The sequence below is a fragment of the Achromobacter marplatensis genome (assembly GCF_002209535.1).
GTDB classification, from domain to species: Bacteria; Pseudomonadota; Gammaproteobacteria; order Burkholderiales; family Burkholderiaceae_B; genus Achromobacter; species Achromobacter marplatensis.
The window spans coordinates 99,970-111,596 of sequence record NZ_NJIG01000018.1 but is presented as its reverse complement, the minus strand read 5'-3'; the positions used below and the strand labels follow the sequence as shown (position 1 = coordinate 111,596).

Annotated in this window: 9 protein-coding genes and 1 tRNA gene; 2 read left to right on the top strand and 8 right to left on the bottom strand. The window is 61.8% G+C overall.

The genetic code is table 11. The annotated features are described in order from the left end of the window. The first annotated feature begins 115 nt into the window (after positions 1-115). The gene (locus CEY09_RS27060) at positions 116-355 is read left to right on the top strand and encodes a DUF4224 domain-containing protein (protein WP_088590967.1); all 240 of its coding nucleotides are present in this window, start codon (positions 116-118) and stop codon (positions 353-355) included. Positions 356-357: 2 nt separating this feature from the next. Further along, positions 358-1,440, top strand: a complete 1,083-nt coding sequence (locus CEY09_RS27055) for a tyrosine-type recombinase/integrase (RefSeq protein ID WP_088590966.1) — start codon at positions 358-360, stop codon at positions 1,438-1,440. A 75-nt stretch (positions 1,441-1,515) separates the two neighbouring features. Here CEY09_RS27055 and CEY09_RS27050 read toward each other — a convergent pair. The 8 genes from CEY09_RS27050 to hflC all read right to left on the bottom strand — a co-directional run bounded on the left by CEY09_RS27050 (position 1,516) and on the right by hflC (position 11,616). Next, positions 1,516-1,594, bottom strand: a tRNA-Ile gene (locus CEY09_RS27050). Between the two features lie 9 nt (positions 1,595-1,603). Then, entirely contained in the window at positions 1,604-3,874 is a 2,271-nt protein-coding gene (rpoD, locus tag CEY09_RS27045; protein ID WP_088590965.1) for an RNA polymerase sigma factor RpoD, read from the bottom strand. Between the two features lie 701 nt (positions 3,875-4,575). Next, positions 4,576-6,639 carry a DNA primase gene (dnaG, locus tag CEY09_RS27040; protein WP_088590964.1) on the bottom strand — a complete coding sequence of 688 codons (2,064 nt, stop codon included), beginning with the start codon at positions 6,637-6,639 and terminating at the stop codon, positions 4,576-4,578. A 19-nt stretch (positions 6,640-6,658) separates the two neighbouring features. Further along, on the bottom strand, positions 6,659-6,871 hold the full coding sequence (gene rpsU, locus CEY09_RS27035; protein WP_006218592.1) for a 30S ribosomal protein S21: 213 nt from the start codon (positions 6,869-6,871) through the stop codon (positions 6,659-6,661). Between the two features lie 421 nt (positions 6,872-7,292). Next, entirely contained in the window at positions 7,293-7,835 is a 543-nt protein-coding gene (locus tag CEY09_RS27030) for a phosphoribosyltransferase (protein ID WP_006223983.1), read from the bottom strand. A gap of 83 nt (positions 7,836-7,918) precedes the next feature. Then, positions 7,919-9,214: an adenylosuccinate synthase gene (locus CEY09_RS27025; RefSeq protein WP_006223984.1), complete on the bottom strand. Its 1,296-nt coding sequence runs from the start codon at positions 9,212-9,214 to the stop codon at positions 7,919-7,921. 76 nt (positions 9,215-9,290) lie between these two features. Then, the gene (locus tag CEY09_RS27020) at positions 9,291-10,448 is read right to left on the bottom strand and encodes an ATP phosphoribosyltransferase regulatory subunit (RefSeq protein ID WP_088590963.1); all 1,158 of its coding nucleotides are present in this window, start codon (positions 10,446-10,448) and stop codon (positions 9,291-9,293) included. Between the two features lie 265 nt (positions 10,449-10,713). After that, positions 10,714-11,616 (bottom strand): protease modulator HflC, encoded by a 903-nt coding sequence (gene hflC, locus CEY09_RS27015; protein WP_006223986.1) that lies wholly within the window; start codon positions 11,614-11,616, stop codon positions 10,714-10,716. Between the last annotated feature and the right edge of the window lie 11 nt (positions 11,617-11,627).

The window sequence follows — 11,627 nt, the reverse complement described above, 5'->3', positions numbered from 1 at the left end:
ACTACCCCGGCTTTCACTGGAGCAGCGACGAACGCCTGATGCGCGTCCACAAGCGGCTGACGCGGCTCATCCTTCGAGCCTTGCGCCGCGCCACCACCGACAACAAGGAGCAGTAATGGAAGCCGAAACGTTCCTGAGCCCGGCGGAAGTGGCCGACATGACCGGCATCCGCCGCGGCACGAAGGACAAGCCCTACCCCGTCCTGCAGGTCGAATGGCTGCTGGACCACGGCTACCCGGCGCACGTCAACCGGGCGGGCCGGGCTATAGTCGCGCGCAGCGCGGTGGAGGGCCGCCCCGCTCGCGCCGCCGAGCCGGCAAACACCGAATGGACGCCTGACGCCTGGAGAGCATGACCATGGGGCGCAAGCCTAGCCGTAACCGCCTGCCGCCCGGCATGCGCGCGCGCCACCGCGGCGCCAAGACCTACTACTACTTCGACTTGGGCGGGAAGCCGCGCAAGGAAGAATCTCTCGGATCCGACTTTGTCGAGGCGATGCGCCGCTGGGCCCAGCTCACGCAGCAGTCCGTAGGGACGGCGGCGCAGGTCACGTTCCGCCAGGCCGCCAACCGGTACTTCGCCGACATCGTCCCGACCAAGGCACCACGCACGCAGGAAGGCAACCAGATCGAGCTGGACTTTCTGTGCGAAATCTTCGACAAGCCGCCCGTGCATATGGAGCAGATCAAGCCCGTGCACGTGACGCGCTACATTCGCTGGCGCATGGCGAAGTCAGCGGACTGGTTCCGCGAGAAGGGCCGCCCGGTACCGCCCGACGCCGGCCACGTGCGCGCCAACCGCGAAATCGCCTTGTTCAGCGCCATTTTCAACTACGCCCGAGAGATCGGCCTGACCGACGCGCCGAACCCGGCGCAGGGCGTGCGCAAGAACAAGGAACGCGGCCGCGACACCTACGTCGAGGACGACACCTATGGGCGCGTGCATGCGGCCGCTGACGAGCCGCTGCAGGACGCCATGGACCTCGCCTACCTGGCGGGCCAACGGCCGGCAGACACGCTGCGCTTTCTAGAAACGGACATGCGCGACGGGTTCCTACACGTCCGCCAGGGCAAGACGGCGCAAAAGCTGCGCATCGAAATCACCGGGGAACTGGCCCAGGTGATCGACCGGATCAAGGCCAGGAAGGCGCGCTACCGGGCTGAGAACAAGGTGGTCAGCATCTACTTGGTGGTGAACGAATCCGGTCTGCCGTTGACCGCTGGCGCCCTGCGCGACCGGTTCGACAAGGCCAGGGAGACGGCGGGCGTGCCCAAAGCCGCCTTCCAATTCCGGGACCTACGCGCCAAAGCGGGTACCGACAAGACCGAGTCGGCCGGGGATATTCGGCAGGCCCAAAAGCAGCTCGGGCATGGCTCGGTTACGACCACCGAGAAGTACGTCAGGCGACGCAAGGGCGACAAAGCCGCGCCCACTCGGTAATCGGAATTGCGGAAAAGCGTACCGATTGCGGAAAAGAAAGCGGGCCTTGGATTGCTCCAAGACCCGCATATCTATTGGTAGGCCCCCCGAGAGTCGAACTCGGCACCAACGGATTATGAGTCCGCTGCTCTAACCAGGCATGAGCTAGAGGCCCAGGAAACGATTACTGCCCTTCCAGGAAGCTCTTCAGCTTATCGGCCCGGCTGGGGTGACGCAGCTTGCGCAGCGCTTTAGCCTCTATTTGGCGAATGCGCTCACGCGTGACGTCGAATTGCTTGCCCACTTCTTCCAGGGTCTGGTCGGTGCTCATTTCGATGCCGAAACGCATACGCAGAACCTTGGCTTCACGCGGGGTGAGAGAGTCTAGCACTTCCTTGACCACATCACGCATGGAGCCGTGCAATGCCGCATCGGAAGGCGCCAAGGTGGACGTGTCTTCGATGAAATCGCCCAGGTGCGAGTCATCGTCGTCACCAATCGGCGTTTCCATGGAGATCGGTTCCTTCGCGATCTTCAGGATCTTGCGGATCTTGTCTTCCGGCATGTCCATCTTCTGCGCCAGGGTCGCGGGATCCGGCTCGGCGCCGGTTTCCTGCAGGATCTGACGGCTGATCCGGTTCATCTTGTTGATCGTTTCGATCATGTGAACCGGGATACGGATGGTGCGCGCTTGGTCGGCGATCGAACGCGTGATGGCCTGACGGATCCACCACGTGGCGTACGTCGAGAACTTGTAGCCGCGGCGGTATTCGAACTTGTCCACGGCCTTCATCAAGCCGATGTTGCCTTCCTGGATCAGATCCAGGAACTGCAGGCCACGGTTCGTGTACTTCTTGGCAATCGAGATCACCAGACGCAGGTTGGCCTCCGTCATTTCGCGCTTGGCCTTGCGGGCCTTGGCTTCGCCGGTGGCCATGCGCTTGTTGACGTCTTTCAGGTCCTTCAGCGGCAGCACGACGCGCGTTTGCAGGTCGATCAACTTTTGCTGCAGTTCCTGCACAGCGGGAATCTGGCGCTCCAGCGTCTCGGCGTACGGATGGCCGGCGGCGACTTCTTCCACCACCCACTGCAGGTTGGTTTCGTTGCCCGGGAAGACCTTGATGAAGTGCGTGCGCGGCATGCCGGCACGGTCCACACACGTGTGCAGGACGGCGCGCTCAAGCTGACGCACTTCTTCAACCTGGTTGCGCAGGGTGTCAGCCAGCTTTTCGACCATCTTGGCCGTGAAGCGGATGCCCATCAGTTCGTTCTGGATGGACTCCTGGGCACGCACGTAGACGTCCGACTTATAGCCGTCCTTCTCGTACGACAGGCGCATCTTGTCGAACTGCTTATTGACCTCGTCGAACTTGGCCAATGCCTTCACGCGCAGGTCTTCCAGCTGCTTGCTGGACATGCCGCCCGCGGGGCCGTCATCGCTTTCGTCTTCGTCAGCGGTGACGCCGGCGCCGGCGTATTCTTCGCCGTCTTCCGGATCAACCAGGCCGTCAACGACTTCGTCGATCTGCGCCTGGCCTTCGCGAACGCGCAGGATGTGGGCAAGGATCTCGTTGATCGTGGTCGGGCAGGCCGAAATGGCCATGACCATGTGCTTCAGGCCGTCTTCGATACGCTTGGCGATCTCGATTTCGCCTTCGCGGGTCAGCAGCTCGACCGAACCCATTTCGCGCATGTACATACGCACGGGGTCGGTGGTGCGGCCGAAATCGGAGTCCACCGTGGTCAGCGCGGCTTCGGCTTCGTCTTCGACGTCATCGTCGTTGGACGCAACCGGCGCGTTTTCGCTCATCAGCAGCGTTTCGGCGTCCGGGGCCTGGTCATAGACCGCGATACCCATGTCGCTGAACGTGCTGATGATGCCGTCGATGGCTTCGGCGTCGACCAGGTCGTCAGGCAGATGGTCGTTGATTTCACCGTACGTCAGGTAGCCGCGGTCCTTGCCCAGCTTGATCAGCTGCTTCAGGCGGTTGCGGCGCGCTTCGTATTCTTCCGGGGTCACGGGGCCGCGGGCGATCAGATCCTTGGGATCCGCCTTGCCGCGCTTGCCACCACGCTTGGGCGGCTTCAGATCGGGCAGGACTTCGCCTTCGCCGTCCATCGTGTCGTCGAAACCGTCGGAATCGTTGTTCGCATTCTTCGCGGGGCGGCCCGGGCGGCGACCGCTGGGCACTGCCGGACGTGCGCTGCCCCCCACCAAGTCGGCGAGCTTGTCTTCAGCCTTCTTAGCGCGAGCCTTCGTCACTTTTTCGGGCTTGTCAGCCGCAGCCGTCTTAGTTGCCTTCTTGGCAGCCGTTTTGGCAGCGGGCTTGGCGACCTTCACCGCCGTTTTGGCGGGCGCTTTTTCCGCCGCCATGCTTACGGCGCGCTTGGCCGCAGGGGCCTTGAATTCAGCCGCATCAATTGCAGAGGAGGATTTGCCGGTGGATTTGGTCATAGTCGCTTCCGTGGTCGTCGCAACCCGTTTGGGCATGTTGCACCGCATAGAGCCGCCCTGGACGGTGGCCCAGCGCGGCGCAAATACGGGTAAAACTGGTGAATCGGCAGAAGTCACGCGGCTGCGTTGTTCGCAGCGCCAGCTCTTGCGAGCCCGCTTGTCGCCATCGCGGTGCAATACCGTTGGGCGCTTGACGTGCATGACCTCATTCCGCGGCGGATTTCGGGCGTTGGGGGGGCTGTCTGCCTATAAATAGGCTTTGCTTGCTTATGGGGACGTTGCCCCTAGCAGCTTATGTAGACACAGCACCCAGACCACTAACGCTACGCGAAACGACTCGCCGCTGAACTGCCTGATTCACCGCTCAGCTATCAGCTATATTAATTAACTATGTAACAAATTTGACGCGCCAGCCTGATAATTTCTGCGGGTCAAATCACACTACTCATCTTCAAACTGCACTACTGGGTTAGATTCGGCCAGCGGCAATAGATTCCGCGATCCATCGTCTACCCACTGCCTACCCCACTTCCGCGCTAGGACTAGCAGCACATTCAGCAAGAATTAAGCTGCAATCAACTGAAAACGCATCAATGGGACATCTGCTTCGGCCTGACTATCTGTCCGCCACCATCTGTCCGCCGCGTAGCAGCCAAGATAAAAGGCCCTCGGCAAACGGACAACCTTTGATTTTAGCGCATTTAGCGTATCCCGGCACCTTTCAGCGTCGCCATGCGGCTTGAGAGCTCCAGATAGCGTTTGCGCGCGTCATCCGTGGACAAGCCTGCAGCCGCCAACTTGGCCATTTCCAGCTTGGCTGAGTCGAATTCGATACGCCGCAGAGCATCATCCCACTCGGTCTGGGGGTCAGGCAGGTCTTCCTGGGACAGGATATCCGCCCGCAAGCCCTTCAATACCGTGGCCAGGTCGGAATCAGGCTCGGCAGCTTCCAGCAATGCGCCCACATGGCGCGCGCCGCTGGATTGCGCCAGCATGATCAAGTCCCTTACCAATCCTAGATGGGGGCCATGGTCGATGACTTCAAGCTGCTGGTCTCCCATGGAGTCCACCAATTCAGGATGCGCGAGCAGCAACCCAAGCAAGCGCTTGGCCAACGACGGCATGGTCCGGCGGCCTTCGAAGCCTCCGACGTCGTTATCGCGACGCCCTTTCCAGTTGCCTTTGCCCGGTTTCCAGTCACCCTTGCTTTTCCAGTCGCCCTTGCCCTTCCATTCTTGCTTGCCGCCGGCGCGCTGACCACCACCGCCGCCGCCCGTGTATTCGCCACCGCCTTGCGACGGAAAATGACCGTAGTCGGCGTAATCCGGCTCTTCGGCGGGAATATCGTGAAAATCATGCCCGGCGAAGTCATAGCCCATATCGGGGTGACCGCCGTCATGATCCGGCCCGGCTGCCCCCGACGACTCGCCTGCCGCCGGCTTGGGTGCCGCGGCCGGCGCGAACGGCTTGGCTGGCTGTTGCGCCAGGATCTGCGCCATTTCTTCAGGGGTCAGCTGCACCAGCTTGGCCATTTCCCGCTCGATCTGCACGCGCAGCGCACACTCGGGAATCGACGCCAACAGCGGCTTGGCTTCATGCAGGCAACTGGCGCGCCCTTCGGCCTCGTTCATGTTATGCCGCGACGCCAGCTCGTCCAGTAGGAAGCGCGACAGCGCCACCGCATCGGCCAGACAGGCGCGGAACGCTTCGGCGCCCAACTCGCGCACATACGAGTCCGGATCATGCTCGGACGGCAGGAACAGGAATCGAATGGCGATATCGTCGCGCAGCACGGGCAGGCAAGCCTGCAACGCCCGCCAGGCGGCACGCCGGCCGGCGCCGTCGCCGTCGAAACTGAAGATCACCTTGTCGCTCGTGCGCAGCAGCTTCTTCACGTGGTCGGGCGTCGTGGCCGTACCCAGCGTGGCGACCGCGTTGGCGATGCCTTGCTGCGCCAGGCCGACGACGTCCATGTAGCCTTCGACCACAATCACCTGCCCTTCCTGGCGGATGGACTGGCGCGCCTCCCACAACCCGTAGAGCTCATGGCCCTTCGAGAACAGGGGCGTTTCGGGGGAATTCAGGTACTTGGGCTCGCCTTTGCCGATGATGCGTCCGCCGAAGCCAATGAGACTGCCCCGCACATTGCGGATCGGAAACATGACGCGCTCACGGAAACGGTCGTAGCGACGGCCGTCTTCGGATTCGATGACCAGCCCGGACTCCACTAGCGTGGGGTCGTCGTAATTGGGAAAAACTTGCGACAGGCCGTGGCGGTCAGTACCCGACCACCCCAAACCGAAATGTGCCGCGATTTCACCAGTCAGGCCGCGCTGCTTCAGATAGCGGATCGCCGCGGGCGACGCGCGCAACTGCTTCAGATAATGCGCCTGAGCGGCATCCAGCACCTGCGTATGACGGGATTCCTCGGCTTTGCGGCGCGCGGATTCCTGCTGCTGGCGTGGACTGCGATTTTCTTCGGGGACCGTCATTCCCGCCGAAGCCGCGAGCGTGCGCACGGCTTCGGGGAAACTGGTACCCGTATGTTCCATCAGGAAAGTGATGGCGCTGCCATGTGCTCCACAGCCGAAGCAGTGGTAGAACTGCTTGGTGGGGCTGACAGTGAACGACGGACTTTTTTCGTTATGAAAGGGGCACAGGCCAAGCAAGTTGGCCCCACCCTTTCGCAACTGCACGTATCGCCCGACTACGTCGACAACGTCGACTCGGGCGAGTAGATCCTGGATGAATGATTCTGGAATCAATAGATTCGGGAATCAAAAATCAATACAGGCGCGGGGGCAGTTGTTGGCTACGGATGCGCTTGTAGTGGCGCTTCACAGCGGCGGCGTGCTTGCGCTTGCGCTCTGCCGTGGGCTTCTCATAGAACTCGCGCGAACGCAGCTCGGTGAGCAAACCGGTCTTTTCGATGGTGCGCTTGAAGCGGCGCAGAGCGGCTTCAAACGGTTCGTTTTCCTTCAGTCGAACGATAGGCATAAAGTGATTGGCCTGCTTGTAGGGTAACAAAAGTTGATGACAAACCTGGCTTGCTTACCAGCAACGCTGCCTAGGATCCAGGTCCGCGAAAACATCCCCTCGCGCTATAGGCATGCACTGGTACACCAGGCACGCAACCACAACACAAAGGAAAGTACCGCGGAAACGAGGAACCTTGGAGCGCAACCCGGGACTAGGACACATGCGCTGCGCGCTGCAGATGCTGCACGCGGCCTTGCCTTCCATTTCCCGGATTTCCGCTGGCTGTTTCCGTTACCCAAAGACTACCCAAAGAGTAACAAGCCAAGTTCGGTTTAGCGATAACCAGCGATTCTAGCATGGTCACGACCATTTTGACTACTAGGAGGGACACTTGGCACCCAGAGAGCGCCAGGCACCCCTCCCCTAACCCCATCCGGGCTCAGCTCTTGGAACCCTTGCGGATCCAGGCTTCGAGCTGGTGCGGACGCAGGCTGTCGTAATCTTCGAACGGCTGGTGAATCCAGGGGTTCGTCGGCAGCTTCTCGACATAATAGTCGGGCGTTGCCTGGGAATGCCCCTTCCACCACAGCACGGCACTGCGCAGTTCGGTGATGTCCGCGAACTGGCTCTTCAGATGGTCATAGACCTTGCTGAAGGTTTTGCCGGTATCAACCATGTCGTCCACCAACAACACACGCCCGGACAACGTGCCGCGCGTAATGGTGATGAACTGGGCGATATCCATGTCGCCTTGCTTCGTGCCGGCGGCTTCGCGGTAGCTGCTCGTGGCCAGGATACCCAGCGGCACATCGAAAATACGGGACATTACGTCACCGACGCGCATACCGCCGCGCGCCAGACAAAGAATCTTGTCGAACTTCCATCCCGATTGATGCACCTGCAAGGTAAGGCGTTCGATCAAGCGGTTGTAATCGTCCCACGTCACCCACAGATGGCTGTCATCATTGGTCGGCGTGCTCATAGGCAAGCATCTCCTGCTTAAAGATACGAAAAGGCCGCCGCCGGTATGAGACCGGCGGCGGCCTTTGGAATATTAACCCGATGTCAGCCCTTCAGGGGGTGACGCAGGACAATGGTTTCATTGCGGTCAGGACCGGTCGACACGAGGTCGATCGGCACGCCGCAGACTTCGGCAACGCGCTCGAGGTAGCGACGGGCGGCTTCGGGCAGCTTGTCGTACTCGGTGATGCCGACGGTCGATTCCGACCAGCCCGGCAACTCTTCCAGCACCGGCTGCGCCTGAGCGACCGCGTGGGCGCCGTAAGGCAGAACGTCGCGGAATTCACCGTTGACACGGTAGCCGACGCCCAACTGGATAGTTTCCAGGCCGTCCAGCACATCCAGCTTGGTGATGCACAGACCGGAAATGCCGTTCAGACGGACCGAGCGCTTCAGCGCGGCGCCGTCGAACCAGCCGCAACGACGCGGACGGCCGGTGACCGAACCAAATTCCTTGCCGATGGTGGCCAGGCGGGTACCGATCTCGTCGACCAGTTCGGTCGGGAACGGGCCCGAACCGACGCGGGTCGTGTAAGCCTTGGTGATGCCCAGGACGTAATCCAACTGCTGCGGGCCCACACCGGCGCCAGCCGACGCCGCGCCAGCCACGCAATTGCTGCTGGTGACGAAGGGATAGGTGCCGTGGTCCACATCCAGCAACGCGCCTTGCGCGCCTTCGAACAGAATGCGCTTGCCTTCCTGCTGCATGGCATACAGGTTGCTGGACACATCCTTGACCATCGGCGCGATGGCGGGAGCCAGTGCCATGGCCTGATCACGCACTTCGTCGGCGGAAACCGCTTCGGCGCCCAGATACTTGGTCAGCACGAAGTTGTGGTAATCCAGCACTTCGGCGAGCTTCTCGTCGAACAGCGAAGGATTGAACAGGTCTTGCACGCGCAATGCGCGGCGGGCAACCTTGTCCTCGTATGCCGGGCCGATGCCACGACCGGTCGTGCCGATCTTGCCTTCGCCCTTGCGCGCTTCGCGCGCCTTGTCGATGGCCACGTGGTACGGCAGGATCAGCGGGCAGATTTCGGAAATCTGCAGGCGCGAGCGCACATCCAGGCCAGCAGCCTCCAGCTCTTCGATTTCCTTGAGCAGGGCTTCCGGGGACAGCACGACGCCGTTGCCGATAAAGCAGGTGACGCCGGGATGCATGATGCCGGACGGGATCAGGCGAAGAATCGTCTTCTTGCCATTGATCCACAGCGTATGGCCGGCATTGTGACCGCCCTGGAAGCGGACCACGCCTTGGACGGATTCCGCCAGCCAATCGACGATCTTGCCTTTGCCCTCGTCACCCCATTGGGTGCCGATTACGACTACGTTCTTGCTCATGTTACGAATCAATATCGAGTTTCTCGGGAAATCCGGAAATCTCCCCGCGGCCCTCTTGTTTCCAAGAGGGAGTTAGTCACAGCGTTCTGACCGTCCAGGCGCCATCTTGCAGCGCCAGCTCGCGATCGCAAACGAATTCGTCCTGATCCTGCTCGTGACCGGGCAATACCTGAACGACAATCTCCCCTGACCGGCGCAGACGGCGAACCGCCTCGGTCAGAGCGGGGGCCTGCCCCCAAGGCGCGCGAACTGCACGCGCCCGTTCCGCTGGCGGCAGACCTGCCGCCAGTTTGCGTAAATCCAGACTGAAACCGGTAGCCGGACGCGCGCGGCCGAATGCCCGGCTGACGTCGTCATAGCGGCCACCGCTGACCAGTGCGTCATGCCAGCCTTCCGCATACAGCGCGAACTTCACGCCGGAGTGGTAGCCATAGCCCCCCACATCGGCCAAGTCGACGCTGAATGCGACGTTCGGCATCGCATCCACCACCACCTGCAAGGCATCCAGCGCCACGGCGACACCCGGCAGCAGCGGCAGATCGCGACGCGCCGCCTTCAGTACTTCCGGGCCGCCGTACAGATTCGGCAGCAACTGCAACGCCTTCAGCGTTTCATCCCGCATGCCCGGCGCGCGCTGGGCCAATTCACCCAGGCCCGGCACGTCTTTCTCGCGCAGCAAGCGGATGATTTCCTGCGATACCGCCACGGCCGCCGGGTCCGATTCCAGGATGGCGCGAACCACGCCCGAATGGCACAAGTCCAGACGGGGGTTGCGCACCCCGGCGATCGCTACCGTTTCCAGCACGAGCTGGATGATTTCCAGATCGGCTTCAAAACCGGCATGGCCGTAGATCTCGGCACCGATCTGCAACAGCTCGCGGCTGGACAGCAGGTCCGCCGGACGGGCGTGCAACACGCTGCCGCAATAGCACAGGCGGGTCACGCCGGCGCGGTTCAACAAGTGCGCATCAATGCGCGTGACCTGAGGAGTCATGTCCGCCCGCACGCCCAGCGTGCGGCCGGTCAGCTGGTCGACCAGCTTGCACGTGCGCAGATCCAGATCGCTACCGGTGCCGGACAGCAATGAATCAATGTATTCGACCAGGGGCGGCGCGACCAGCTCGAAGCCGTAAGTACGGTACAAATCGAGAAGTTCGCGGCGCAGTTCCTCGATGCGCCGGGCCTCTGCCGGAAGTACGTCGGCAAGGCTCTCGGGCAGCAACCAGTTACCCATGAATGTTTACCTGATGAACGCCAAGTGATGCGTGGGCGTCGCCCAAACGAAAAAGCGGCTGAGGGGGCGTAAGCCCGCTCAGCCGCTGCGGAATGTTTTCTAGCTTACGCGGTATTGTACATGAGTCAGCGGGCAGCGCCAGCCGGGATTACGGGTGGACAGAGCTGTCCCCCAATTGCCGGCGCACCTGGAACCGCTGCACTTCGCACCAGTAAAAAGCCCCTTGGATTTCCAAGGGGCTTTTCGTTCCGCGATGCGCGCCGCCTTACTTGGCCGGCACGGTAACCGGCGCCAGAGCTGCGCCGGCCGGGTCCTTCATGAACTGGAAGAAGCTGGAACTGGGGTCGACCACCAGCACGTCGCCCGGCTTCGAGAACGAAGCGCGGTAGGCTTCCAGGCTCTTGTAGTACGTGTAGAACTGCGGGTTCTTGCCGTAGGCCTGCGCGTAGATCGATGCCGCGGCGGCATCGCCCTCACCCATGATGCCCTGGGCCTTGGCATACGCCTGAGCCACAATGACTTCACGTTGGCGGTCGGCCTCGGCGCGGATCTTCTCGCCTTCGGCGGCGCCGATGGAACGCAGCTCGTTGGCGACGCGCGTACGCTCCGCTTCCATGCGGCGGTACACCGATTCCGAAATTTCCGGCGCGAATTCGATACGGCGCAGACGCACGTCGACGATCTGCACGCCCAGGGGCTCGGCGCGCTTGGCCACGTTGGTCAGGATCTCGGCCATGATCTTGTCGCGTTCGGTCGAGACCACGTCGCGCACCGTGCGCACGTTGACCGATGCGTTCAGCGCGTCGCGGATGAGCGCTTGCAGGCGCTCTTGCGCCACGCGCTCGTTGCCGCCCGTCGAGACGTAGTATTGGCGGGGATCCGCAATACGCCACTTGACGTAGGAATCGATCAGCAGGTTCTTCTTTTCGGAAGTCTGGATGCGTTCGGCTTCGTTGGTTTCGATGGTCAGGATGCGCTTGTCGAGCGTGACGACGTTCTGGAACGGCGGCGGGGCCTTGAAATACAGGCCGGGTTCACTGATGGTCTTGCGCACTTCACCCAGCGAGAACACCAGGGCGTAGTCGCGCTCGCGCACGACGAAGACGCAGGAAGACAGGGCGGCCAGCACGATGAGCAGGCCGACCAGGATGGGCATAAAACGTTGCATGATCAGGACTC

Coding starts and splice junctions, on each gene's coding strand:
- CEY09_RS27060 (WP_088590967.1), top strand. CDS start 116: ATGGAAGCCGAAACGTTCCTGAGCCCGGCGGAAGTGGCCGACATGACC.
- CEY09_RS27055 (WP_088590966.1), top strand. CDS start 358: ATGGGGCGCAAGCCTAGCCGTAACCGCCTGCCGCCCGGCATGCGCGCG.
- rpoD (WP_088590965.1), bottom strand. CDS start 3,874: ATGACCAAATCCACCGGCAAATCCTCCTCTGCAATTGATGCGGCTGAA.
- rpsU (WP_006218592.1), bottom strand. CDS start 6,871: ATGCCTATCGTTCGACTGAAGGAAAACGAACCGTTTGAAGCCGCTCTG.
- CEY09_RS27030 (WP_006223983.1), bottom strand. CDS start 7,835: ATGAGCACGCCGACCAATGATGACAGCCATCTGTGGGTGACGTGGGAC.
- CEY09_RS27025 (WP_006223984.1), bottom strand. CDS start 9,214: ATGAGCAAGAACGTAGTCGTAATCGGCACCCAATGGGGTGACGAGGGC.
- CEY09_RS27020 (WP_088590963.1), bottom strand. CDS start 10,448: ATGGGTAACTGGTTGCTGCCCGAGAGCCTTGCCGACGTACTTCCGGCA.
- hflC (WP_006223986.1), bottom strand. CDS start 11,616: ATGCAACGTTTTATGCCCATCCTGGTCGGCCTGCTCATCGTGCTGGCC.